This window comes from Streptomyces sp. WMMC940 (assembly GCF_027460265.1).
Classification (GTDB): domain Bacteria; phylum Actinomycetota; class Actinomycetes; order Streptomycetales; family Streptomycetaceae; genus Streptomyces.
Genome location: NZ_JAPZBC010000001.1, coordinates 1,675,911 through 1,700,494, shown reverse-complemented (window position 1 = coordinate 1,700,494; position 24,584 = coordinate 1,675,911). Strand labels below are relative to the sequence as shown.

Sequence of the window (24,584 nt, the reverse complement as noted above, 5' to 3'; positions counted from 1 at the left end):
CCTCCGTCCCCGCACCGCCGCCTTGCCACCCCTTGGGGGAGGCGTAGCTTCGGATTCAGGAGCCCAGTGATGTCGCGGTCGGCACCGCTGAACGACCGGCCCACGGAGGGAGGGCGTCATGAGCGCCGCGGATATCGGGGTCGTGGCCGGGGCGGTCGCGTTGATCGCGTTCCTGGCCTGGTACTTCTTCGGTTCGAAGAAGTCGAGCCGGGCTGAGCTCAGAGGCGGCTTCCAGGAGATCGGTGTCACGGTCAAGGGCAGCTACGCGCCGGACCTGATCCGGGTCCGCCAAGGGGTACCGGTCCGGATGGTCTTCGACCGGCAGGAGGCGGGGGACTGCACCTCTCGCGTGCTCTTCCCCGATTTCCGGATCGCCGCCCCGCTCCCGGCGTTCGCCACGACCGTGGTGGAGTTCACCCCGGACCGGCCGGGCCGGTTCGGCTTCGTGTGCGGGATGAGCATGGTGCACGGAACGTTGCTGGTCGAGCCGAGCGACGGTGAGATCCCGGCGTCCGCCGTCGGCGCCGCCGAGGAGGAGCCGGCTCCGCCGGCGCGGCCCGAGGCGGGTGCCGCGGAGCAGGAGGATGCCGAGGCGGCCGCGCGGGGTGCGGAGATCGCCGATCTGACGCGGCGAGTCACCGTCGGGGCGGTGCTGTCGCTGCCGGTCGTGGTAGCCGTGATGCTGCACGAGGTGTTCGGCGTGGACGTGCCCGGCCTGCTGCTCGACCGATGGTGGCAGTTCGCACTGATCACGCCGGTGATGATCTACACCGGGTGGCCGATCCACCGTACCGGCTGGCTCGCCCTGCGTAACCGCGCAGCCGAGATGAACGCGCTGATCACGTTGGGCACGTCGGCGGCGTACGGCTACAGCGTGCTGGTCACCGTGGCGCCGGGACTACTGCCCGCGGGCGTGCGCGAGGTGTACTACGAGGCGGTCGGCGTCATCCTCACCCTGATCCTGCTCGGCCGCCTCTTCGAGGCGAAGGCCAAGGCGGGCACCGGGCAGGCGATCCGTGAACTGCTGAACCTGCAGGCGAAGACCGCCCGGGTGGTGCGGGACGGCACGGAGGTGGAGGTGCCCGTCGATCAGGTCGCCGCCGGGGACGTCGTCGTCGTCCGCCCCGGGGAGAAGGTCCCGGTGGACGGGGTGATCGTGGATGGCCGATCCACGCTGGACGAGTCCATGGTGACGGGTGAGTCGATCCCGGTGACCAAGAGTGCGGACGACGAGGTCGTGGGCGCGACCGTCAACCAGACCGGGGCCTTCCGTTTCCGGGCGACCAAGGTCGGCGCGGACACGATGCTCGCCCAGATCATCCGGTTGGTGCAGCAGGCGCAGGCGTCCCGGGCCCCCATCCAGCGGATCGCCGACCTGGTCGCGAGCTACTTCGTGCCGGTGGTGGTGTTCATCGCCATCACCTCGTTCACCGTGTGGTTCCTCGTCGGGCCCGCCCCGGCGCTGACCCTCGGGCTGGTGGCCGCCGTTGCGGTGCTGATCATCGCCTGCCCGTGCGCGCTGGGTCTGGCCACCCCGCTGTCGATCATGGTGGGCACCGGGAAGGGAGCCCAGGCGGGAATCCTGATCCGCTCCGCCGAGGCACTGGAGACCGCGCAGCGGCTGGACGTGGTCGTGCTGGACAAGACCGGTACCGTCACCCAGGGGCGGCCCGAGCTGACCGACGTCCTCGCCGCCGAGGGCGCCACCGAGGACGAGATCCTGCGCCTGGTCGCCTCGGCCGAACACTCCTCCGAGCATCCTCTGGGCCAGGCGATCGTCTCCGGCGCCACCGGCCGTGGCATCGCCCTGGCTCAGGTCGGCGAGTTCGACTCGGTCACCGGACACGGCATCACCGCCGTCGTCGACGGCCGCCGGGTGCTGGTGGGCAAGGAAGCGCTGCTGTCCGGCCAGGGCATCGACACGGCCGCCCTGTCGGCGGAGGCGGACCGGTTGGCAGCGGAGGGCAAGACGGCCATGTACGCCGCCGCCGACGGCCGGCCGCTGGGCCTGGTCGCCGTCGCGGACACGGTCAAGCAGGACTCCGCCGCCGCCGTCACCGCGCTGAAGCGGCTCGGCCTCGAGATCGTGATGATCACCGGGGACAACGCGCGGACCGCCGAGGCCGTCGCGGCCGAAGTCGGCATCGACCGGGTGCTGGCCGAGGTGCTGCCCGAGCACAAGGCGGACGAGATCCGCCGCCTCCAGGAGGAGGGCAAGCGCGTCGGCATGGTGGGCGACGGCATCAACGATGCCCCGGCGCTCGCCCGGGCGGACGTCGGTTTCGCCATCGGTACCGGCACCGACGTGGCCATCGAGGCGGCGGACATCACCCTGATCTCCGGGTCCTTGGGCGGCGTGGTCACCGCGGTGACGCTGAGCCGTGCCACGATGCGCAACATCCGACAGAACCTGTTCCTCGCGTTCGTCTACAACACCGCGGGCATCCCCGTCGCGGCCGGTGTGCTCTACCCGTTCACCGGCTGGTTGCTCAGCCCGATCGTCGCGGCCGCGGCGATGGCGCTGTCCTCGCTCTCGGTGGTGGGCAACGCCAACCGGCTGCGCCGCTTCACCCCCGGCCCGCTCCCCGGCGCCCCGACCGCACGGGCCGGGGCCGAGACCCCGGCCCACGTGGCCGCTTGAGCGGATCCACGCAGGAGGAGGACGGCCGCGCCCGGGGGACGGGCGGGCCGCAGGATCCGCGGGTGCTCTCCAGCGTGGAGCAGGTCAGGCCGGCGTGGGAACCGTGCGCCGATGTCGTCGTGGCCGAGGTCGCACGCCGCCCGGTGGGGCAGCAGGAGGCCCTGGACACAGTGGTCCGCGCCGTCCGCCGGTGAGGTCCCCCGCGGGCCTGCCGCACGCGTGAGCTGCCCCGCTCGCGTACGGGTTCCGGCGCGGACGCCGAGGCGGGCGCCCTGGACGTCGCCTGCTCGGACGGTGTCCTTAAGCGTCACGGCCCGTTCCCGGGACACGGTCTCCACTTTGTGTCGGAGCGGCCGGGGTACCCGGCGGATGCGCTGCACATGTGACGGCTGCCACTCGGTGAAGTATACCCCCGGGGGTAAAGATGTTAGAGTGGGTGCAATACCCCGGGGGGTAATTTCCCTGCGAAAGGAGCATCCCGGTGTTCTTCGTTGACACGATCGAGCTCGAGGTCCTGGGCAACCGCAGTTACCTCGCCGGAGGCGAGCGGGCGGCGGTGGCGGTGGACCCACCCCGTGACGTCGACCAGGTGCTTGCCGCGGCCGCTCGGCGGGGGGTGCGCATGTCCCATGTGGTGGAGACGCACATCCACAACGACTACGTCACCGGCGGCCTGGAGCTCGCGCGCATCACCGGAGCCGTCTACCTGGTGCCGGCCGGTGCCCGGGTCTCGTTCCCCCGGACCCCGGTCGCCGACGGCGACACCGTCGACGTCGACACGGATCTGACTCTGACGGCCGTGGCGACGCCGGGACACACCCCCCACCACACCGCGTACGTCCTCGGGGTGGAGGGCCGCCCGGTCGCCGCGTTCACCGGCGGCTCCCTGCTCATCGGCGCGGTGGGCCGTCCGGATCTCGTCGAGCCCCGCCTGACAGAACAGCTGGCCCGCGCCCAGCACGCCTCCGCACACCGCCTCGCCGACGCCTTGCCGGACGACACGGCGGTTCTGCCCACGCACGGCTTCGGCAGCTTCTGCTCGTCCGCGCAGACCGACGGCGACGCCACGACCATCGGCAAGGAGAAGGTCGCCAACGCGGCTCTCACCGCCGATGCGGAGACCTTCGTCGCCGACCTGCTCACAGGACTCGAGGACGTGCCCGCCTACTACGCCCACATGGGTCCGGCCAATGCCGCCGGCCCCGCCCCCGTCGACCTGACCCCGCCCGCGGTCGCCGACCCGGACGAGATCGCCGCACGGCTCGCGGCCGGGGAGTGGGTGGTGGACCTGCGCCACCGGATCGCGTTCGCCGAGGGGCACGTCGCCGGTTCGTTCAACTTCGAGGCCGACGGCAAGCTCGCCACCTACCTGGCGTGGATGATCCCGTGGGGCAAGCCGGTCACCCTGCTCGCCGACACGGCCGGGCAACTGGCCGCCGCTCAGCGGGAACTCGTGCGCGTCGGCATCGACCGCCCGGCCGCCGCCGCGACCGGAGGTCCCGCCGGCTGGCTCCGCGACGGCGAGAGCCCCGCGTCCTTCCCCCGTGCCACGTTCGCGGAACTCGCCGAGCAGGACCGGCGGGACGGGAGCGGGATCGTCGTGCTCGACGTGCGCCGCGACTCCGAGCGCGCCGAAGGCCGGATAGCGGGATCGGTCCACATCCCGATCCACCAGCTGCACCGCCGCCTCGGTGAGGTGCCCGACGGCACGGTCTGGGTGCACTGCGCCGGCGGCATGCGCGCCGGTATCGCCGCCTCGGTGCTGGACGCCGCCGGACGGCGGGTGGTGGCCGTGGACGACGGCTTCGACGCCGCCGCCGAGGCCGGGCTGACCGTCGTCACCGGCTGAACCGGGCAGGTCCCGGCGGCCGGGCGGACCCGGACCGGGCGCCCGACCGGGAGGGCCGAGCGAGAAGACCGAACAGGAAGACCGAAGAGAAGGAGTGGAGCGACGATGTTCCTCTTCCGTAGGAGCCCACCGCGCCTGTCCGTGGACGAGGCCCGTGCCCGCACCAGTGGGGACCGGCCGGAAGCCGTCCTGCTGGATGTGCGGGAGGAGCCCGAGTGGCAGGCCGGGCACGCCCCTGGTGCCGTGCACGCCCCGCTGACCCGGCTGGCAGCGGGCGCGGCACTGCCCGCCTCCGCGCAGGGCCGTCCGCTCGCGGTGATCTGCCGGAGCGGGCACCGGTCGCAGCAGGCCGCGAAGCTCCTCACGGAACGGGGCGCGGACGCGACGGATGTCGAGGGCGGCATGAACGCGTGGGCCGCCGCCGGATTCCCGGTCGTCGACCAGCGCGGGAACAGCGGCTCTACAGCGTGAGCACCCTGGTCCTCGCCCTGATCGCCGGGGCCGTCATCGGCCTGGCCCTCGGCACCCTCGGTGGCGGTGGCAGCGTGCTCGCGGTCCCCGCACTCCTCTACCTGCTGGAGTTCTCCCCCGCGTCGGCGACCACCGCGAGCCTGATCATCGTCACCGCTACCTCGGCCACCGCCCTCTACGCCCATGGGCGGGACGGCAACGTCGCCTGGAGAACCGGGACGCTGTTCGCGGCCGCGGGCGTCCTGCCGGCGTTCCTCGCCGGAGCGGTCGCGGGTCACCTCCCGGCAGAGGCGCTCACCGCCGCCTTCGCGGTCATCGCCGCGCTGGCCGCCCTGCGCATGCTGCGACCCGCGAACTCCGCGCCGCCGGAGCGGACACGTCCCGCCGGGGCGGCGGGAGCGGGGGCCGGGCTGGGAGCCGTGACGGGCTTCCTCGGCGTCGGCGGCGGGTTCCTCGCCGTTCCGGCCCTGGTGGGGGTCCTCGGTCTGCGGATGAGGCAGGCCGTGGGTACGAGCCTGCTGGTCATCACCGTCAATTCGGTGGCGGCGCTCACCGCGCGGACCGGAACCGGCGGGGACCTGCGCTGGGAGGTGATCGCCCCGTTCACCGGAGCCGCGGTCCTCGGTGCCTGGGACGGGAAACGTCTCGCCACGAAGATCACGGGCCAGGCCCTGCAGCGGGCCTTCGCCTTCGTCCTGCTGGGCGTGGCGGCCTTCATGCTCGTCGACGTGGTCGTCTGAGCGCGCAGGCCGCCGCGGCCCCGGGGCGGCTCAGGCCAGCGAGAGGAAGAGCTTCTCCAGTCGGCCGCGCATCTCGTCGCGGTCCTCACCGGAGCGGCTGCCGTCCTCCATCCCGGTCAGGCACTGCTGCAGCCCCGTGGCGATGATCGCGAATCCGGCGCGGTCCAGCGCGCGGGACGCGGCCGCCAGTTGGGTCACGACCTCCTCGCAGTCCCTGCCCTCCTCGATCATCCGGATCACTCCGGAGATCTGGCCCTGTGCCCGGCGCAGTCGGTTCAGGACCGCCTTCAGCTCCGCTCCCGCCAGATCAAGCTCCATCATCACTCCTCATGGAATACCCCCAGGGGTAAGATACCCCCCTTCGTGGGGGCACTGCCGACAGAAAAGGATGACATCCGCCATGGTCACCCCCACCACGCTCGGTACCGCCGAAGCCCGCACCCGGCTGCACGAACTGACCGTCATCGACGTACGCACCCCGGGTGAGTACGCCGGCGGCCACCTGCCCGGCGCGCTGAACGTCCCCCTCGACCGGATCCAGCGGGCCCTGCCCGACATCCGCCGCGCGGCCGACCGCGGAGACGTCCTGGTGGTCTGCGCGTCCGGCGCCCGGTCCGGGAACGCCTGCCGGATCCTGGCCGAATACGGCATCGCCACCGCCACGCTCTCCGGTGGCACCGGTGCCTGGGCTGCCGACGGCCACGACCTGCACCGCCCCCAGGGTGCCGCTCGCGCCACCTGGGGCATGGAACGACAGGTCCGCCTCACCGCCGGCGCCGTCGTCGTTCTCGGCCTCCTCCTCGGCCTCCTCGGACACCCCGCCTTCCAGATCCTGTCGGCGGGCATCGCCGCCGGTCTGGTCTTCTCGGCCCTCACCAACACCTGCGGCATGGCCGCCGTGCTCGCCAAGCTCCCCCACAACCGCCCCCGCGCCGCCGAGCTCGACCGCACCCTGGCCCGACTCCGTGACCGCTGAGCCGGGGAGAGGGTGAGGGCCCGGCGGCCAGGCGCACGAGTGGTGCTTGAGGGGCATGCGAGGGCATCCGGCGAGACTTCTGCCCCGATAGCGCTGTCGCGTCGTGGGGGTGAGCCTTCGTGAAAGGAATCGTTCTGGCCGGCGGCACCGGGGCCAGGCTGTATCCGATCACCCGGGTGGTGTCCAAGCAGTTACTGCCCGTGGGTGGAAAGCCGATGATCTACTATCCGCTGTCGATCCTCATGCTCGCGGACATCAGGGACGTCCTCGTCATCACGACGCCCCACGACCTGCCGCGCTTTCGCACCCTCCTCGGCGACGGTTCCCAGCTCGGGATGGAGATCACCTACGCCGAGCAGTTCCATCCGGGCGGTATCGCCGAGGCCCTGCTCATCGGAGCGGACCACATCGGCACGGACTCGGTCGCGCTGGTCCTGGGCGACAACATCTTCCACGGCCCCCGCTTCTCCGACGTGCTGGCCCGGGAATCCCGGGACGTGCGGGGATGCGTGCTGTTCGGCTATCCCGTGCACGACCCGCATCGCTACGGGGTCGGCGAGGCCGATGCCGCGGGCCGGCTCGTCTCCATCGAGGAGAAGCCCGCGAGCCCGCGGTCGAACCGCGCCATCACGGGCCTCTACTTCTACGACAACCGAGCGGTCAACATCGCCAAGAACATCACGCCGTCGGCCCGGGGAGAGCTGGAGATCACCGATGTGAACCGGTACTTCGTCGCACAGGGCGAGGCCAGGCTCGTGGATCTCGGACGCGGCTTCGCCTGGCTCGACACGGGGACACCGGAGTCGTTGCTCCAGGCGAGCCAGTACGTCGGGATGCTGGAGGAGCGCCAGGGATGCCGCATCGCGTGCATCGAGGAGGTCGCGCTGCGGATGGGTTTCATCGACGCGGCGGCGTGCCACCGGCTGGGGGAGGACATCGGCGGGTCGAGCTACGGGCAGTACGTCATGTCCATCGCCGAGGAGTTGACGGTCTGAGAGTCCCCCGGGCACCTCGGACACCCCGGAGCCCCGGCCCCCGGAGCCCCGGCCCCCGGAGACCCGGAGCCTCCGGGGACGGCACCGAGGGGCTGGTCAGACGGTGACGACCCTTGCGACCTTGCGCACGCCCTCGACCAGCTGGGCCTGGAGCAGCGACTCGGCCTCGCCCACCGGACCGTTCCCGCCCGCGAGGACGGCGGCGGTGAACGCGGCCAGCGCGTTGCGCACCTGATGGTCCGCGGGCATCGCCAGCTCCGTCAGCCGGTCCTGTTGCTGGACCCGGACGACCGGCTTCAGCTGCTCCGGCGGGGTGTAGGCGCGCTCCACCGAGATCCGTCCCCGGCGGCCCCACAGGGCATAGCGCGAGCGGTAGGCGTGCCGGAAGCCGAAGTCGAGCTGCGCGGCGACGCCGTCGGGGGCGCACAGCAGGGCCGTACCCGCGACGTCCACCCCCGTCATGTCGTCCACCCGGAGGGTGGCCGCCAGCACCTCCGGTTCGCCGGACAGGTACATCTGTGCCGTCCGCAGCGGGTAGACGCCGACGTCCAGCAGTGCGCCGCCGCCGAGCGAGGGGGCGTACCGGAACCCCGTGGGATCCAGCGGCGGTACGCCGAACGAGCCGGACAGCACCTCCAACTCGCCGATGGCGCCGGTGTCGAGGAGCGACCGGACCCCGGCGTGCTGCGAGTGGTGCAGGAACATGAAGTTCTCGGCGAGGATACGGCGGTGCCGCCGTGCCAGCTCCATCAGCTCGGCGGCCTCCGCGTGCGTCGTGCACAGGGGCTTCTCGCACAGCACGTGCTTGCCGAAGCACAGCGCCTCGGCCACCTGGTCGAAGTGGAGCGCGGGCGGCAGGGGGACGTACACCGCGTCGATGTCGTCCCGTTCCAGCAACGTCCGGTAGCCCTGGACACCGGCGCACCCGAACCGGTCCGCCACGCGTTGCGCCTTCGTGGCGTCCCGGCTGGCCACCGCGACGAGTTCGGCCGAGTCGGCCGCCGCGATGACCGGGAGCATCCGGCGCAGCGCGATGTCCGCGCAGCCGAGCACGCCCATGCGTACCCGGCCGGGGGAGGGGCCCTCGGGCCCGGTGGCCACTGGGCTCACAGCGTCGCCAGGACGTCGTGGAGCGCGCCGATCACCTTGTCCTGCAGGGCGGGGTCCAGCGAGGGGTACATGGGCAGCGAGAAGATCTCGTCGGCCACCGCCTCGGTGACCGGCAGGGAGCCCTTGGCGTATCCCAGGTGGGAGAAGCCCGTCATGGTGTGGACCGGCCACGGGTAGCTGATGTTGAGCGCGATGTCATAGGCCTTCAGCGCCTCGATGACGGCGTCTCGCCGTGGATGGCGCACCACATAGACGTAGTGGACGTGGTCGTTGCCGGGCGCGAGGGACGGCAGCACCAGATCGGTGCCGGCGAGCCCCTCGGCGTAGCGCCGGGCCACGGCCCGCCGGCCCTCGATGTAGGCGTCGAGCCTGCGCAGCTTGCGCCGCAGGATCTCCGCGTGCAGCTCGTCCAGACGGCTGTTGTGCCCCGGTGTGCGGACGACGTAGTAGCGCTCCTCCATGCCGTAGTACCGCAGTCGTCGAAGACCTGCGTCGACGTCCGGGTCCGCGGTGATGACGGCGCCGCCGTCGCCGTAGGCCCCGAGCACTTTCGTGGGGTAGAAGGAGAACCCGGCCGCGGCCCCCCATGTGCCGGCGAGCCGTCCTCCCCGGCGGGCGCCGTGGGCCTGCGCGCAGTCCTCGAAGACCAGCAGACCGTGCTCGTCCGCAACGGCCTGCAACGCCGTCATGTCGACGCACTGACCGTACAGATGCACCGGGAGCAGACACCTGGTGCGCGGGGTGACGGCGGCGGCGACCTGATCGACGTCCATCAGATACGTGTCGGGGTGGACGTCGACGAAGACGGGTGTCGCCCCCACGGAGTCGATGGCGACCACGGTCGGTGCCGCGGTGTTCGAGACGGTGATGACCTCGTCGCCGGGGCCGACGCCGATCGCCTGCAACCCCAGCTTGATGGCGTTGGTGCCGTTGTCGACCCCCACCGCGTGCCCGATCCCGTGGTAGGCGGCGAACTCCTCCTCGAAGCCGCGTCCGCTGGCGCCGAGGACGAGTTGCCCGGAACGCAGCACGGTCTCGATCGCGTCGTGGATGTCGTCCCGCTCGTTCTCGTACTCGCGCAGGTAGTCCCATACGTAGGTGGTCATGGCTGAGTCACTGTCTCCGCTCGTCTCGGGCGTGCGCCTGGCCGGGTCTCACTGCCGTACCCCGACGAACAGACCGCGGCCGGTCGGGTCGCCGGGGAGGAAGTCGACGGTGCAGCCGGCGTCGGTGAACGCCGCGGTGTACTCGTCCTCGGTGAAGAGGGTGAGCACGTCGATCTCGGTGAACTCCCGGATGCCGGCACGGTCGCCGACCAGGAAGCGCACCTCCATCCGGGTCGCGCGGCCCTGGAGGGTCGAGTGCGATATCCGGGCCACGGTACGGCCGTCCTCGCAGCCGAGGTCACCGGCGACATAACCCTCGACGTGGTTCTCGGGGAACCACCACGGCTCGATCACGAGCACCCCGCCGGGACGCAGGTGCCGGGCCATCGACCGCACCGCGTCCCGCATGTCGGACACCGTGCCCAGATAGCCGATGGCGCAGAACATGCACACCACCGCGTCGAAGGTGCGGCGGAGGTCGAAGTCGCGCATGTCGCCGGGGTGCACGGTCACCTCCGGCAGCCGCTGGTGGGCCAGCTCCCGCATGGGTTCCGCGATCTCCAGCCCCTCGGTGTGTTTGAACAGCGCCCCGAAGGTCTCCAGGTGCGCCCCGGTGCCGCACGCCACGTCGAGCAGGGATTCCGCCTCAGGACACCGCGACCGCACCAGCTCCGTGACGTAGGCGGCCTCCCGCGGCCAGTCCTTGCCCCGGCTGCGGTAGAAGATCTCGTAGACCTCCGCCAGCTCCCGTCCGTACATCTGCTCTCCCGTCGGTGTCGGTCGAAGGGCGCCCGGTCACTCGTCGACCACGGCGACCGCCCTGGTCCAGCCCGCGCCCGCGCCCGCGATCTTCACGGGGAAGCAGACGACGGTGAATCCGAACGGCGCGGGCAGGGCTTCGAGGTTCGCCAGGCGCTCGATCTGGCAGTACTCCCGGTCACGGCCTGCGAAGTGGGCCGGCCACAGCACCGAACGGTCCCCCGTGCTCCGGTACCGCTCGATGATGTCGGTGAACGGGGCGTCCAGGCTGAACGCGTCCGTCCCGATCACCCGCACCCCCAGGTCCAGCAGCAGGTGCACGGCCGGCCCGTCCAGCCCGGCGAACTCGGTGAAGTACTCCGGGGCACCCGCCCGCGCGGAAGCGCCGGTGTGCAGCAGGACGATGTCCAGCGGGGCGGGAGTGCGGCCGATCCGCTCGAACTCCTTCTCCAGCCGGTCCGCGCCGACGGCACCGGTCGGGGCGTCGGTGAGGTCGAGCACGATCCCCGGGTTGCAGAACCACTCCAGCGGCATCCGGTCGATGTGCTTCGGTACGCCGTCGCCGTACCCGGCCCGGGAGCCGTAGTGCGACGGCGCGTCGACGTGCGTGCCGGTGTGCGAGGTCAGGGTGATCCGGTCGAGCGACAGGAACTCCCCGTCGGGCAGCTCGTCCGGGTCGAACTCGAGCCCGAAGTGGCTCCGCATCTCCGCGCTCATGTGCTCCGCGCCCTGACGGGGGGTCAGTACCTCGTGCACCACGGGATCCGGCTCGTGGGCCCCGGCGTCCACCGCCGATGACAGGTCGATCAACCGCACACGGACCTCCCACGTACGTTGCGTACCGCTCACGCCGACGAGGCAGATGCTGCTCCGCGTGAACGGAGAAGCGCTCAAACCTCACTCGGCGCCCGCGCGTCGCGTTCGAGCCGATGTCGAAGGGCGTCGGGAATCGTTCGCGGATGCCGCCCGTTCGGACCCGGACGGGACCAGCGTGAGGAGGACTCGGTGGCAATGCCGATGGGAACCTCGTCGTCTGTCGACTCCCTCTATGCCGAAGTGCAGCAGTTCTACGCCCACCACATGCATCTGCTGGACGCCGGGGACGGCGAGGGGTGGGCGCGGACCTTCACCGAGGACGGCTCGTTCGCGCCGCCCTCGCTCCCGGAGCCCGTCGTCGGCCGGGACGCCCTGGCCGCGGGGGTGCACAAGGCCGCCGCGGCGCTGGCCGAGGCCGGCGAGGTGCATCGGCACCTGCTCGGCATGGTGTCGGTCCAGCCGGGCGAGGACGGCGAGCTGATCGTCCGTTCGTACGCGCAGATCATCGCCACGCCCCGGGGCGGCAGCCCCCGGCTCCATCTGATGTGCGTGTGCGACGACGCGCTCGTGCGGGTGGACGGCGAACTGAAGGTGCGGGAACGCCGGGTCACGCGTGACGACAGGCAGCCGTGACCCCACGCCGGGACGGGCCCGGACCGACCAGGGCAGCGAGGAAGGGGGACGGGCGGGTGACCTCGGGTGACGCGATCCGGCCGGGCACGGTCGCCGTCCTGGGCGCGACCGGCGGCCTCGGACGACAGGTGAGCGCGGTGTTCTCGCGCGCGGGACACGAGGTGTTCGGCGTGGCCCGGCGCCCCGCGCCGCACGCCGCCGGACGCCCCTTCGTCCCGCTGGACGTGGCGTCGGCGGAGCCGGCGGAGATCACCGGCCTCCTCGCCTCGCGGAACGTGGACGTGGTGGTCAACGTCGCGGGCGGCTGGGTGGTGACCGAGGAGGCGATGCACCACGCCCATGTGCGGCTGGTGGACCGCCTCCTCGCCGGAGTCGCCGCGCTGCCGACGCGCCCGCGCGTCGTCCACGTCGGCAGCATCCACGAGTACGGCTTCGCGCCGCCCGGATCCGGCATCGACGAGTCGATGACGCCGGATCCGAGCACCCCGTACGCCCGTACCAAGCTGGCGGGCTCGCAGGCCGTCCTGGAGGCGACCCGGGCCGGGGACGTCGACGGGGTCGTGCTGCGCGCCGTCAATGTGTGCGGACCCCACCCGTCGGAGGCGAGTTTCCTGGGCACCGTGTTGCGGCGGCTGCGCGGGGTGATGCCGGGGGAGCCACTCGAACTGGTGATCGCCGACGCCGCCCGCGACTACATCGACGTACGCGACGTCGCCTCGGCGGTCCTGCGGGCCGCGGACGCGGCGGCCCCCGGCGCGGTGTTCAACATCGGGCGCGGCGAGGCGACGACGATGCGGGAGCTGGTGACGACCCTGGTCGCGGTGTCCGGATTGCCGCCCGAGACGCTCAAGGAGACCGGCGGGCCGGTGGAGAGCAAGGGCGGCGGCTGGACCAAGGCCGACATCCGCCACGCGCAACGGGTGCTGGGCTGGCGCCCCGTCATCGGTCTGCGCGATTCCCTGCGCGACATGTGGGAGGCGGCGGACTGACCCCGGTCCTCCGCACGCCGCCCGGCGGCGCGCCTTCTTCCCTACAAGCAGAGAGGTACGTGCGATGAGTGAACTCACCCTGCCGGTCCTGGTCGAGATCTTCCGGGAGTGCGCCGGCGAGGCGGAGGGAGTCGATCTGAACGGCGAGGACGTCGGCGACGTCGAGCTGAGCGCCCTCGGGTACGACTCGCTCGCCCTGCTGGAGGCGATCAGCCAGGTCGAGCGGAGGTACTCGATCGGTATGCCGGACGCGGAGACCCGGATCCGGACGCTGAAGCAATTCCTCGACCAGGCCAACGAGCAGATGGCCCGGCGGCCCTGACCCCGGCCTCCCCGACCCCCGCGGACCCGTAACACGGTCCCGTACCCGACGCGTGCACCTGGGACGGCGAGGGCGGGCGCCGGGTCAGCCGGCCGACCGGACGCCGACGAAGAGGCCCCGGCCGGCGGGCTCGACGGGGACGTAGTCCACACCGAGACCGGCGGCCGTGAACGCTGCCTCGTACTGCTCCGGGGAGAACAGGCCGATCAGGTGCGTCTCGTGGAAGTGCCGTATCCCGGAGGCTCCGTCGGCCACGAGGTAGTGCACGTTCATCCGGGACGCCGCCCCGTCCCGCACGGAGTGGGAGACCCGGGACACGGTCCGCTCCCCGACGGTCACCGTGCTGCCGGCGACGTGGCCGTGCCGGTACGTCTCGGGGAACCACCACGGGTCGACGGCCAGCACCCCGCCGGGCGTCAGATGCCGGGCGAACCGGCGCAGCGCGTCGACCAGCGCGGACTCCGTCAGCAGATAGCCGATCGAGCCGAACATGCAGGTGATGACGTCGTACGTGCGGCCGAGGTCGAAGTCCCGCATGTCACCGACGTGTACGGGGACGTGCGGCAGCGCCGCGCGCGCGAACCGGGCCATGGGCTCGGACAGCTCCAGCCCGGCCACCTCGTCGAACAGCTCGTCGAAACACCGCAGATGCGCGCCGGTGCCGCACGCCACGTCGAGCAGCGTGCGGGCATCCGCCCTGCGCTTGCGCACCTGTCCCTCCACAGCGGCCGCCTCCTGGAGGTAGTCCTTGCCGCGGCCGCGGTGGACCAGTTCGTAGATCTCGGCGAGTTCGGCTCCGTACACGGCGACCTCATTCGTTGCGCGCCCGACAGGGACGGGGGTCCGGAAGCACCGATCGTCGGGCGGCTGCCGGAGCGTGTTGCGGGAGTGGCTTCGTCCGCCCGCAGGTCGGGGCAGGAGGGACTCTCGCAACACGCCCTAGAGGAACGCCGGAGACCGGCTGGACGCGAGGGGCCCCGGGGCCCGTCGTGGTGACCGGCCGCGCCGTCGAGCCGGGTTCGAATCCGCCCTGCCAGGGTCGGCAGGAACCACGGACCCGCGGCACAGGTTTGGAGTCCACCGTGAGCACAGGCGTGAGCACAGGCCGGACCGCCGGCGAGGAGCACCAGGGCACGGCGCGCGACGGGCACGACGACGCGGTCGACGTCAGCGGCGCCGGGAAGGGTGCCGGGTCGCCGTCCGGTGAGGTGACCGCGCTGCTGGACGAACTGCGCCGCTATCTGGACCTGGCACCGCAACTCAGCCTGCCGCCACGCGCGTTCACCTCTCCCGGGCTGTACGAGCTGGAACGCACCCGGGTCTTCGGGCGCTCCTGGGTGCTCGTCGCCCACCGCGACGAACTCGCGGAGCCGAACAGCTACGTCTCGGTCGGCATCGCGGGCGAGCAGGTGGTGGTCACCCGCGACGCGGACGGTGTGCTGCACGGCATGTCGCCGATCTGCCGGCACCGGATGATGCCGCTCGTCGAACCCGGCGCCGCCGGCCGCGCCGACTCCTTCACCTGCCCCTACCACCTGTGGAGGTACGGACTCGACGGTCGGCTCATCGGCGCCACCCATATGCGCAGGAACCCCGACTTCGACCCCGGGAGCTGCCGGCTGCCCGCCTTCGCCGTCGAGGAGTGGCACGGCTTCGTGTACGTGAACCTCGACCCGGCCGCCGCCCCCCTCGCCCCCGAACTGAGCAGGATCTCCGACGACCTGGCCAACTACCGGCTCGACGGCATGGCTCAGCTCGGGGTGTGGAGCGAGGAGTGGGCCTGCAACTGGAAGGTCGCCGTGGAGAACGCCCACGAGAACTACCACGTGATGGGCTTCCACCCGGAGACCCTCCAGCCGTCGACGCCAGGCGGGTCCGACACGGACGTACGGGTCGACTCCCCGTGGGCGCTGCGCCTTCTCATCCCGTTCACCAAGCCCCAGGAGACCTACGTCCTGCCGCTGACCGACGAGGAGAGGGCCCATCTGTACGGCTTCTTCGTCTTCCCCGTGGCGAGCATGGCCGCCGCAGGCGAAATGGTCATCTGGCTCAGTCTGATCCCGCAGACGATCGACCGGACGCTGGTCCGCGGCGGCATCCTCGTGCCGCGCGGCGCCCTCGAGGGCGCCGACGTCGACGAGTTGCGCCGGCAGGCCGAGTCGTACGCGGGAATGATCAACAGCGAGGACCGGAACGGTCTGGAGGCCGTCCAGCGCGCCGTGGGATCGCGCTTCGCCGCACGCGGCCATCTGAGCCCCAAGGAACCCGGCGTCGTGGCCTTCTACCAGAACCTGGCCAGGGCCCTGCTGCGCGGCGACGGCGACTGGCCGGGAGGGCTGTGAGCCGCCGACCGGACGCGCCCGCCACCGCACCTCTCGACGATCGCTACTCCGCTTCTCAAGGAAGAGGGCTTCCACCATGCTCAGTTGTCGGATCTGCGGCGGTCGGCTGCACGAGTTCATGGACTTCGGACAGCAGCCGCTCTCCAGTGGGCTCCTCGAACCGGAGTACCTCGGCGACGAGTACTTCTTCCGGCTGGCCGTCGGCGTCTGCGGGGAGTGCACCATGGTCCAGCTCACCGAGGAAGTGCCGCGTCACCTGATGTTCAACAGTCACTACCCGTACCTGTCGTCCGGGTCCTCCGTGATGCGCAAGCACTTCGAGGAGACCGCTCGGCACTTCCTGGAGACCGAGCTCGCCCGGAAGGACGCCTTCCTGGTCGAGCTGGGCTGCAACGACGGGGTCATGCTCCGCGTCCTGGCCGAGGCCGGCGTCCGGCACCTGGGCGTCGAGCCGTCGCAGAGCGTGGCCGACCTCGCCCGCCGCCAGGGCATCCGGGTCACCACCGAGTTCTTCCAGGAGTCGACGGCGGCGGACATCCGCAAGGCCGAGGGACAGGCGCAGGTCGTCTACGCGGCCAACACGATCTGCCACATCCCCTATCTGGACTCGATCTTCCGGGGAGCGGACGCGCTGCTCGCTCCGGACGGGGTGTTCGTCTTCGAGGACCCGTACCTCGCCGACATCGTCGACCTCGCCTCCTTCGACCAGATCTACGACGAGCACTACTACTTCTTCTCCGTCTCCTCCGTGAGCGCCATGGCCGAGCGGTTCGGCTTTGAACTGGTCGACGTGGAGCGGCTGCCCGTGCACGGCGGCGAGGTGCGCTACACCGTCGCTCGCGCGGGGCGGCGCACCCCCTCGCCCGCGGTCGCCGAGCTGGTGGAGCGGGAGCGGCAGCGGGGGCTGTCGGACCTCGAAACCCTCACGGGCTTCGTCGACCGTGTGGAGCGGGCCCGGGACGAGCTCGTCTCACTGCTCCGCGGACTGCGGGACGAGGGCCGGACGGTCGTCGGGTACGGGGCCACGGCCAAGAGCGCAACGGTGGCCAACTACTGCGGCATCGGGCCCGACCTCGTCTCCTTCATCTCCGACACCACCCCCAACAAGCAGGGGCGGCTGACACCGGGCTCGCACATCCCGGTGCGGCCACGGGAGGAGTTCGAGAACCCCTACCCCGACTACGCCGTGCTGTTCGCCTGGAACCACGCCGAGGAGATCATCGCCAAGGAGCAGCAGTTCCGTGCCTCGGGCGGCAGGTGGATCCTCTACGTCCCGGACGTCCGTGTGGTGTGAGCGCCCCGTTCCCGCTCTGACCGCCGGCCGAGGAAGGGTGCCCGATGCGGGTCCTGTTCACCACACACACCGCCAAGTCCCATCTGTTCGCCCAGGTCACGCTGGCATGGGCACTGCGGGCCGCCGGCCACGAAGTCCATGTGGCCGGCCAGCCCGATCTCGCCGACCACATCACGGGCACCGGCCTGACCGCCGTCACGGCCGGTGCCGCGCTCGACCTGGCCGCCCAGATGGAGTCCTACGAGCAGCACGACGGGCCGTCCGGGTCCGGTGGGGCCGCCGAGTACGGGGGGTCCTCAGAACACGCGGCCCGGGATCCGGGACCTCGGGGCGAAACCGGGCCCGCGGACGACCACCGTGCGATGGCGGAGCGGTTCGAGTACTGGACGGACATGACCGAGATCCGTCCGCACAGGCTGTCGTACGAGTACATGCACGGTGTCTTCACCGCCATGACCACCCACGTCTTCCAGCAGTACTCCGCGCCGGCGATGGTCGAAGACCTGGTCCGCCATGCCCGGTGGTGGCGGCCGGACCTGGTCGTCTGGGACCCGCTCACCTTCGCGGGCCCCATCGCCGCGCGAGCCTGCGGCGCGGCCCACGTCCGGCTCCTGTTCGGCCTGGACCTCGTCGGCCGGATGCGCGAGTCCTACCTCGAAGCGGTGCGCCGGCTGCCCCCGGGGCAGCGGGAGGACCCGATGGAGGAGTGGCTGGGCTGGACCGTGCGGCAGTACGGCGGCGAGTTCGGCGAGGACCTCGTCGTCGGGCAGCGCACCATCGACCCGCTGCCGCCCTCACTGCGCCTCCCGGTCGACCTGGACCGGGTGCCGATGCGGTTCACCACCCACAACGGCAGCTCGGTCCTTCCCGACTGGCTGCGCGAACCGACGAGGCGCAGGCGGATCTGCCTCACGCTCGGCGTCTCGCACCGTGAGCTGCTCGGCGCCGACCGGGTGCCGCTCGGAGAGGTGCTCGCGGCGGTGGCCGGAGAGGACGTCGAGGTGGTGGCCACCCTGAACGAGGCCCAGCTCGCGTCGGCCGGCGCAGTCCCGGACAACGTACGCGTCGTGGACTTCGTCCCTTTGGAGGCCCTGCTGCCCAGTTGCTCCGCGGTGATCCACCACGGCGGCGCCGGCACCTTCAACACCGCGCTGGGCTGCGGGGTGCCCCAGCTCATTCTGCCCGACGGGGTGTGGGACACCGACCACAAGGCACGCCTGCTGGAGGAGAGCGGAGCAGGGCTCCGGGTCGCGGAACCGGGGCGGGCCGATGCCGGGATGCTGCGCGGCATGCTCACCCGGCTGCTGGAGGAACGCTCCTTCGCCGACGCCGCCGCCCGGCTGGGCCGCGAGTCGGGGCGGATGCCGGCGCCCAGTGCCGTCGTGCCCGTCCTCGAAGAGCTCGCCGAGGCCAACAGGCGCGGCGCCCGGCCGGATCCGACGACCCGGCCGGACCAGTGACCCACAACGAGACGGGGGAGTGGCAATGAAGGGTTTCTCACGCCGTGGTTTTCTCGCGGGCAGCGTCGCGGCCGGCGGTGCCGCGGCCCTGGCCGGGCCCGGAACCGGGGTGGCGGCGGCGGACGGTACGGCCCGCGGCTGCTTCCCGCCGCCTCCGGCCAGGGACATACGCCCGGGCGATCCGCGTTACGCGGAGCTGACCGCCCGGGGCTACAACGGGCGCTTCACCGCCCGGCCGGAGTCCGTACGCCTCGTCCACTGCGCCGATCACGTGGTCGCCGCGGTGGACGACGCCCTGCGGACGGGCAGACGGATCGTCGTCCGCAGCGGCGGACACTGCTTCGAGAACTTCGTCGACGACCCCGCCGTCCAGATCGTCGTCGACGTCTCCGAGATGAGGTCCGTCCACTACGACCCCAGGCACCGTGCCTTCGCCATCGAGTCCGGCGCGACCCTCGGCGAGGTGTACCGCACCCTCTACCTGGGCTGGGGCGTGACCGTCCCGGCGGGCGCGTGCCCCAGCGTGGGAGCCGGCGGGCACATCGCGGGCGGTGGGTACGGCGGCCTGTCGCGCCACCACGGCTTCGTCGCCGACCACCTCCACGGGGTCGAGGTGGTCGTCGCCGACCGCGGCGGCCGCGCCCGCCTGGTGCTGGCCACGCGGGACCCCGACGACCCCCACCACGACCTGTGGTGGGCCCACACCGGCGGGGGCGGCGGGAACTTCGGCATCGTCACCCGCTATCTGATGCGTTCGCCCGGCGCCCGCCCGGGCGACCCCACGACCCTGCTGCCACGGCCCCCGGCGACGATACGCTCCGTCACCGTCGGCTGGTCGTGGGCGGACATGACCGAGTCCGCGTTCGTCCGTATCCTGCGCAATCACGGCACCTGGCACGAGCAGGAGTCCGGGGTCGGCTCCCGCTACGCACCGCTCAGCAGCTGGTTCATCCTCAACCACCGGGCGAGCGGCCGGTTCACGCTCGTGGCCAACGTGGACGGCTCCCTGCCGCACGGCAGGACGCTGCTCGACGAGTACGTCGCGGCGATCACCGCCAACACCGGGGTGCGCCACGAGAGAGAGGACTCCACCGCGCTGTGGATGAAGTCCACGCTGACCGCCGACCCGTACGCCGGCGGCGGATACCCCTTCAAGTCCAAGGCGGCGCTGCTGCGCAAGGGCTGGTCGGAGGCGCAGATCAGGACCCTCCACCGCTGGCTGACCCGGGGCGGGGACGAGCACCAGGCATCGGCGGTGTACCTCTCCACCCTCGGCGGCAGGATCAACACGGTCCCGGCGTCCGCGACGGCGGTCCCGCACCGCGACTCCCTCTTCAGCGCGACGTACGAGACCTCGTGGTGGCCCGGAATCCCCGGCGACGGGCAACTGGCCTGGGTGCGCGGTCTGTACCGGGAGGTGTACGCGGACACCGGCGGCGTCCCCGTACCCGACGCCCGCAACGGCGGGGCCTACATCAACTACCCGGACGTCGACCTGACCGACCCCCGCTGGAACACCTCCGGGGTGCCGTGGCACACCCTCTACTACCGGGACAACTACCCCAGGCTCCAGCGGGTCAAGGCGCGATGGGACCCCGCGAACGTCTTCCGCCACGCGATGTCCGTCCGGCCGCCGGGTCGCTGACGCGCCGCCCGCGCCCGCGGCCCGACCGGAGTCCCTCACCCGGCCAGGGACTCCAGCCGCCCGACGAGCGCTGCGGGAGACGGCATCGCCGCGGTCTCGTCCCGCACCTCGGCCGCGGCCGCGCGCAGCCCCTCGTCCTCCAGCAGGGCGCGGAACTCCACCGAGCCGACCGTCTCGGCCGAGGTCCCGATCGCGATGCCCCGCGCCACGACCGCGCGCTCGTTGTCCTTCTGGTCCGGGCTGAGCGGCATCACGCACTGGGGCACGCCGGCGGCCATCGCGACCGCCGAGGTGCCCGACCCGCCGTGGTGGATCAGCCCGCGGCAGGTGCCCAGCAGCGGCCCGAGGGAGAGCCAGTCCACCGTCCTCACGTTGGGGGGAAGTTCGCCCAGGAGCGACGGGTCGCCGCCGCCGAGCGTGACGACGAACTCGGCGTCCGTGCCCGCCGCCGCGGCGACGAGCGGCGCCAGCACGGCCAGGCCACCCCACAGACCGGCGATCGACCCGAGGGTGACGGCGATCCTCGGCCGCCGCGGCGGCTCCAGCAGCCAGCCGGGCAGCTCACCGTTGCCGTTGAAGGGCACATGACGGACCGGTACGTCGTCGTCCGCCTGCATCTGGTCCGGAAGCAGCTCCCGCAGACTCGGCGGCATCGAGTTGAGCCGGAACCCGGGCGGGGGCTCGGGCGTGACACCGTGCCGCAGATAGTGCTCCTTCATGTGGTCGCGCAGCAGACCGTCGATGCGCGGCGCGCTGTCGGCCGGCCCGGTGACCACCGAGACGGCGGGAACGCCGAGCGCTCCCGCCGCCAGCGGGCCGGCGCCCTGGAGCGGTGAGTGGACGATCAGGTCCGCGGACCAGCCGCGGGCGACCTCCACCACCCGGTCGACGGTGACACCCGAGACCCTGGCGAAGAGCGCGGCGACGAACTCGTCCCCGCCGTCGACGCTGAAGTCGATCTCCTCGGGCCGGAACACCGTGGCGTAGTCGAGTCCGGGAGTCACATCGACGACGTTGACCCCCGCGGCGGCCACCGCTTCGACGTCGCCGCCCTGGGCGTACAGCACGTCGTGACCCGCTGCGGTCAGCGCGTGCGCCAGGGGCACGGAGGGGAAGATGTGCCCCAGTCCTGGGGAGTTGACGAACAGTACGCGCATGAGAACTCCTCGCCTCACGAGAGGGACGGGGTGGAGGTGCCACCTTCCACCGGCGCCCTTGAAGTCACGCGGAGCTTCGTTGAACGGACCTCCCGCCCCGGTCCCGGTCGGCGGTCCGAGACCTTTCGAGCATCCTTCGACATCAGGCTGCGAAGGTCGGTGCCCCCAGCGAGCCGAAGGGCTGCCTTGCCACATGGAGATCATCGGGAACGGGTTCCTCGCACGACACCTCGCACCGCTCTCGGCCGAGCACCCCGATGCGACGGTGCTGGCCGCGGGCGTGCCCACGCACCCGCTGCCCGACGCGGAACACCGGCGTGAGAACAGGCTCGTCGAGGAAACGGTCCGGCACTGCCTGCGGCGCGACCGGATGCTCGTGTTCTTCTCCACCGTCAGCATGTACGGCGGCCCGGGCGGCTCGGGCGACGAGGGCGGCCCGCAGGTCGCGTCCACCCGTTACGGACAGCACAAGCTGGATCTCGAACGGCTGATCAGGGCCTCCGGGGTACGCCACCTGATCCTGCGGCTCGGCTATGTGCCGGGCCCGGGCGAACCCGGCTTCCGCCTCCTCGCCGCGCTCATCACGCAGGTCCTGGCCGGCCGGGTGCGCGTCCAGCGCGGGGCACGCCGGGACATGGTCCACGTGGAGGACTTCACCACCGTCGTGGACGCCCTGCTCCGCACCGGGGTGTGCGACGAGACCGTGAACGTCGCCTCCGGAGACTGCGTGGAAGTCGCCGCCATCGTGCGGCACCTCGAACACCGTCTCGGCGTCTCCGCGCGGTGGCAGGTCACCGGCGACAGCATCGAGCACTGCCCTTCGGTGGGAAAACTGCGGCGGCTGGTGCCCGAGGTCGACCGACTGGGATTCGGGCCGGGCTATCACCGGAGGGCCATCGACCGATATCTGGCGGCGACGTGCCCCGCGGAAGTCATCCGGACGGAAAGGACGGAAAGGCCATGACGGATCAGGCCGGCGGCACGCCCCGGGCGGGGACGGGGGACCTCTCCCGACCGCTCACCCCCGAGGGCGACGCACTGCTGGACATACTGAGCAGGCATCTGCCGGACCTGGCGTCCGGCGCGGCCGAGCACGACCGCGACGGCTCGTTCCCGCTGGACGCCTTCCGGCGCCTGGGCGCCGACGGCGTGCTCGGCGCGACCGTGCCGCGTGAGTTCGGCGGACTGGGCGTGAGCAGCGTCCACGACGTGTGCCTCGCCGTGAAGCGGATCGCCGAGGCCGACGCGTCCGTGGCGCTGTCGCTGCACATGCAGTTCAGCCGCGGGATCACCATGTCGTACGAGCGCGAGCACGGCACCGACACCGGGCGTGCCCTGGCCGGGCGGCTGCTGCGGCTGATGGGCAGGGAAGGGGCTCTGGTGAGCGGCGCCCTCAAGGACGCCGGAGTCACCACCGAACTGGTGCCCGCCGCCGACGGCGGCTGGCGGCTGACCGGCCGGAAGATCCTGGTCAGCATGGCCCCGTTCGCCACGCACTTCGTCGTCGCGGCGCAGACCCGTCCCACCGCGGGGCCCTCGCTGCTCGCCTCCGCCTTCCTCCCCGCCGACGCCCCCGGTCTGAAGGCACCCGACAACTGGAACGGCATGGGCATGCGCGCCTCCGCCAGCACCGAGGTCGTCTTCCAGGACTGCCCGGTCCCCGCGACGGACGTCTTCCTGCGCGGACCGGTCGGCCTCCGCAACGACGCCGCGATGGCGGGCCAGACCGTCAGCTCCATCGGACTGCTGGGGGTCTACGCGGGCATCGCGCAGGCGGCACGCGACTTCGCCGTCGCGGGCGTCGCCCGACGCGGCGGACAGCCGGCGGCGGTCCGCACCCTGGTGGCCGAGCTCGACGTGAAGTTGTACACGCTGCGCACCGCGCTCGCGGCGGCACTGACCAACGCCGACCACCACGCGCGGCGGACGGCGGACGACCCCGGCGAACGCGGCCGGCTGATGATGGCCCCCTTCCAGTACGCGAAGCTCGTGGTCAACCGCACCGCGGCGAGCATCGTCGAGGACTGCATGACCCTGGTGGGCGGGGCGTCGTTCACGGCGAACCACCCCCTGTCCCGCCACTACCGCGACGTCCGTGCGGGCTGGTTCATGCAGCCCTTCACCTACGCCGACGCCGTCGACCACCTGAGCGCGCACGCGCTCGGCACCGACCGGGAAGGCGGTGCGACGTGAGCGGTACGGGCGGCGGAACCGCCGGCGGCGCCGGCGCGGACGAACGGCCCGTAGACGCCCTGGTGCGGATGTCGAACCTGGTGACCCCGATGGCGCTGCGCGTCGCGGCCACCCTGCGGCTGGTCGACCACCTCAGAGCCGGCGCCACGAGCTCCGAGGCCCTCGCCGAGGCCACCGGAGCGGCCCCGGACGCGCTGTCGCGGCTGATGCGGCACCTGGCGGCCGCCGGGGTCCTGGAGGAGACCGGACCCGGCCGGTACGCGCCGACCCGCATCGGCGACCTGCTCGCCGAAGACGACCCGTCCCGGCAGCGTTCCTGGCTCGACCTGGACCAGGCCGTCGGCCGTGCGGACCTGACGTTCCTCGATCTGCGCGAGGCGGTCCGCACCGGTCGGCCGCAGTACGAGGCCCACTACGGAAAGCCGTTCTGGACGGACCTGGCCGAGGACGACGCGCTCGGTGCCTCCTTCGACACCCTGATGACGACACGGGAGGACGAGGCCTTCGCCGCGCCCGTCGCCGCGTACGACTGGAGCCGGGCAGGGCATGTGCTCGACGTCGGCGGCGCTCCCGGCGGACTGCTCAGCGCCGTCCTGCGGGCCGCGCCCGGGGCCCGCGGCACGCTGCTGGACCTGCCCGGCGCGGCGGAGAGGGCGCGCGAGCGCATCGCGGCGGCCGGAACGGACGGCCGCATCGACGTCGTCGGCGGCGACTTCTTCGACGAACTGCCGGTGTCCGCCGATGTCGTCGTGCTGTCGTTCGTGCTCCTCAACTGGTCGGACGCGGACGCGCTGCGGATCCTCGGCCGCTGCCGTGACGCCCTGCGGCCGGGGGGCCGGATCGTGCTGCTGGAGAGGGCCGAGGCGCCGTCCGGCGGGGCACGGACATCGGACCTCTACTTCAGCGTGCTCGACATGCGCATGCTGGTGTTCCTCGGCGGCAGGGTCCGCACCGACCGCGAGTGGGCCGGTCTGGCCGGCGCCGCCGGCCTCGACATCGTCTCCCGGACCGGGCCCCTGGTGTCGCCCAACGTGCCGCTGGACTCGTGCCTCTGGGAGATGGCCCCGCGCTGAGCCCGTCCACACC

Annotated in this window: 24 protein-coding genes; 17 read left to right on the top strand and 7 right to left on the bottom strand. The window is 72.1% G+C overall.

The genetic code is table 11. The annotated features are described in order from the left end of the window. The first annotated feature begins 118 nt into the window (after positions 1-118). The 5 genes from O7595_RS07465 (at position 119) to O7595_RS07445 (ending at position 5,701) form a co-directional block, all read left to right on the top strand. Complete coding sequence (locus tag O7595_RS07465) at positions 119-2,641, top strand: heavy metal translocating P-type ATPase (RefSeq protein WP_269727943.1); 2,523 nt, start codon at positions 119-121, stop codon at positions 2,639-2,641. After that, positions 2,638-2,835 (top strand): hypothetical protein, encoded by a 198-nt coding sequence (locus O7595_RS07460; RefSeq protein ID WP_269727942.1) that lies wholly within the window; start codon positions 2,638-2,640, stop codon positions 2,833-2,835. Before O7595_RS07465 ends, O7595_RS07460 begins: the two co-directional genes overlap by 4 nt. Before the next feature lie 287 nt (positions 2,836-3,122). Further along, positions 3,123-4,490: an MBL fold metallo-hydrolase gene (locus O7595_RS07455; protein ID WP_269727941.1), complete on the top strand. Its 1,368-nt coding sequence runs from the start codon at positions 3,123-3,125 to the stop codon at positions 4,488-4,490. A 105-nt stretch (positions 4,491-4,595) separates the two neighbouring features. After that, on the top strand, positions 4,596-4,961 hold the full coding sequence (locus O7595_RS07450) for a rhodanese-like domain-containing protein (protein WP_269727940.1): 366 nt from the start codon (positions 4,596-4,598) through the stop codon (positions 4,959-4,961). Further along, complete coding sequence (locus O7595_RS07445; RefSeq protein WP_269727939.1) at positions 4,958-5,701, top strand: sulfite exporter TauE/SafE family protein; 744 nt, start codon at positions 4,958-4,960, stop codon at positions 5,699-5,701. Before O7595_RS07450 ends, O7595_RS07445 begins: the two co-directional genes overlap by 4 nt. Before the next feature lie 30 nt (positions 5,702-5,731). Here O7595_RS07445 and O7595_RS07440 read toward each other — a convergent pair whose 3' ends face one another. Further along, positions 5,732-6,019 (bottom strand): metal-sensitive transcriptional regulator, encoded by a 288-nt coding sequence (locus O7595_RS07440; protein WP_138057374.1) that lies wholly within the window; start codon positions 6,017-6,019, stop codon positions 5,732-5,734. Positions 6,020-6,101: 82 nt separating this feature from the next. On the opposite strand from O7595_RS07440, the gene O7595_RS07435 reads away from it, so the two are divergent. Continuing rightward, on the top strand, positions 6,102-6,677 hold the full coding sequence (locus O7595_RS07435; protein WP_269727938.1) for a rhodanese-like domain-containing protein: 576 nt from the start codon (positions 6,102-6,104) through the stop codon (positions 6,675-6,677). A 119-nt stretch (positions 6,678-6,796) separates the two neighbouring features. Then, positions 6,797-7,672 (top strand): glucose-1-phosphate thymidylyltransferase RfbA, encoded by an 876-nt coding sequence (gene rfbA, locus O7595_RS07430; protein WP_269727937.1) that lies wholly within the window; start codon positions 6,797-6,799, stop codon positions 7,670-7,672. A 96-nt stretch (positions 7,673-7,768) separates the two neighbouring features. Here rfbA and O7595_RS07425 read toward each other — a convergent pair whose 3' ends face one another. The 4 genes from O7595_RS07425 to O7595_RS07410 are packed head-to-tail and all read right to left on the bottom strand — an operon-like array spanning position 7,769 to position 11,463. Then, positions 7,769-8,731, bottom strand: coding sequence for a Gfo/Idh/MocA family protein (locus tag O7595_RS07425; RefSeq protein WP_443071826.1), 963 nt, complete (start codon positions 8,729-8,731; stop codon positions 7,769-7,771). Positions 8,732-8,778: 47 nt separating this feature from the next. Further along, positions 8,779-9,888: a DegT/DnrJ/EryC1/StrS family aminotransferase gene (locus O7595_RS07420; protein ID WP_269727935.1), complete on the bottom strand. Its 1,110-nt coding sequence runs from the start codon at positions 9,886-9,888 to the stop codon at positions 8,779-8,781. 48 nt (positions 9,889-9,936) lie between these two features. Next, the gene (locus O7595_RS07415) at positions 9,937-10,647 is read right to left on the bottom strand and encodes a class I SAM-dependent methyltransferase (protein ID WP_269727934.1); all 711 of its coding nucleotides are present in this window, start codon (positions 10,645-10,647) and stop codon (positions 9,937-9,939) included. 36 nt (positions 10,648-10,683) lie between these two features. Beyond that, positions 10,684-11,463: a cyclase family protein gene (locus O7595_RS07410; RefSeq protein WP_269732410.1), complete on the bottom strand. Its 780-nt coding sequence runs from the start codon at positions 11,461-11,463 to the stop codon at positions 10,684-10,686. A 195-nt stretch (positions 11,464-11,658) separates the two neighbouring features. Between O7595_RS07410 and O7595_RS07405 the strand changes: the two genes are divergently transcribed. The 3 genes from O7595_RS07405 (at position 11,659) to O7595_RS07395 (ending at position 13,407) form a co-directional block, all read left to right on the top strand. Further along, positions 11,659-12,096, top strand: a complete 438-nt coding sequence (locus O7595_RS07405; protein WP_269727933.1) for a nuclear transport factor 2 family protein — start codon at positions 11,659-11,661, stop codon at positions 12,094-12,096. A gap of 56 nt (positions 12,097-12,152) precedes the next feature. Then, on the top strand, positions 12,153-13,085 hold the full coding sequence (locus O7595_RS07400; RefSeq protein ID WP_269727932.1) for an NAD-dependent epimerase/dehydratase family protein: 933 nt from the start codon (positions 12,153-12,155) through the stop codon (positions 13,083-13,085). Positions 13,086-13,149: 64 nt separating this feature from the next. After that, positions 13,150-13,407 (top strand): acyl carrier protein, encoded by a 258-nt coding sequence (locus O7595_RS07395; RefSeq protein WP_269727931.1) that lies wholly within the window; start codon positions 13,150-13,152, stop codon positions 13,405-13,407. Between the two features lie 84 nt (positions 13,408-13,491). Here the strand turns inward: O7595_RS07395 and O7595_RS07390 are convergent, their stop codons facing one another. Beyond that, positions 13,492-14,211, bottom strand: coding sequence for a class I SAM-dependent methyltransferase (locus tag O7595_RS07390; protein ID WP_269727930.1), 720 nt, complete (start codon positions 14,209-14,211; stop codon positions 13,492-13,494). A gap of 278 nt (positions 14,212-14,489) precedes the next feature. Between O7595_RS07390 and O7595_RS07385 the strand changes: the two genes are divergently transcribed. The 4 genes from O7595_RS07385 to O7595_RS07370 all read left to right on the top strand — a co-directional run bounded on the left by O7595_RS07385 (position 14,490) and on the right by O7595_RS07370 (position 20,148). After that, positions 14,490-15,749: an aromatic ring-hydroxylating oxygenase subunit alpha gene (locus O7595_RS07385; RefSeq protein WP_269727929.1), complete on the top strand. Its 1,260-nt coding sequence runs from the start codon at positions 14,490-14,492 to the stop codon at positions 15,747-15,749. Between the two features lie 76 nt (positions 15,750-15,825). Continuing rightward, positions 15,826-17,043 carry a class I SAM-dependent methyltransferase gene (locus O7595_RS07380; RefSeq protein WP_269727928.1) on the top strand — a complete coding sequence of 406 codons (1,218 nt, stop codon included), beginning with the start codon at positions 15,826-15,828 and terminating at the stop codon, positions 17,041-17,043. A 44-nt stretch (positions 17,044-17,087) separates the two neighbouring features. Then, entirely contained in the window at positions 17,088-18,503 is a 1,416-nt protein-coding gene (locus O7595_RS07375; protein WP_269727927.1) for an activator-dependent family glycosyltransferase, read from the top strand. Positions 18,504-18,528: 25 nt separating this feature from the next. Beyond that, positions 18,529-20,148 (top strand): FAD-binding oxidoreductase, encoded by a 1,620-nt coding sequence (locus tag O7595_RS07370; RefSeq protein ID WP_269727926.1) that lies wholly within the window; start codon positions 18,529-18,531, stop codon positions 20,146-20,148. 35 nt (positions 20,149-20,183) lie between these two features. Here the strand turns inward: O7595_RS07370 and O7595_RS07365 are convergent, their stop codons facing one another. Next, positions 20,184-21,305: a nucleotide disphospho-sugar-binding domain-containing protein gene (locus tag O7595_RS07365; protein ID WP_269727925.1), complete on the bottom strand. Its 1,122-nt coding sequence runs from the start codon at positions 21,303-21,305 to the stop codon at positions 20,184-20,186. 193 nt (positions 21,306-21,498) lie between these two features. Here O7595_RS07365 and O7595_RS07360 point away from each other — a divergent pair, with 193 nt between their 5' ends. Genes O7595_RS07360 through O7595_RS07350 form a run of 3 tightly spaced genes read left to right on the top strand, consistent with a single transcriptional unit; the run spans position 21,499 to position 24,571 of the window. Next, positions 21,499-22,269 (top strand): NAD-dependent epimerase/dehydratase family protein, encoded by a 771-nt coding sequence (locus tag O7595_RS07360; protein WP_269727924.1) that lies wholly within the window; start codon positions 21,499-21,501, stop codon positions 22,267-22,269. After that, positions 22,266-23,498: an acyl-CoA dehydrogenase family protein gene (locus tag O7595_RS07355; RefSeq protein WP_269727923.1), complete on the top strand. Its 1,233-nt coding sequence runs from the start codon at positions 22,266-22,268 to the stop codon at positions 23,496-23,498. The genes O7595_RS07360 and O7595_RS07355 overlap by 4 nt, the downstream gene beginning before the upstream one ends. Continuing rightward, positions 23,495-24,571 carry a methyltransferase gene (locus tag O7595_RS07350; protein WP_269727922.1) on the top strand — a complete coding sequence of 359 codons (1,077 nt, stop codon included), beginning with the start codon at positions 23,495-23,497 and terminating at the stop codon, positions 24,569-24,571. Before O7595_RS07355 ends, O7595_RS07350 begins: the two co-directional genes overlap by 4 nt. Positions 24,572-24,584: the final 13 nt, after the last annotated feature.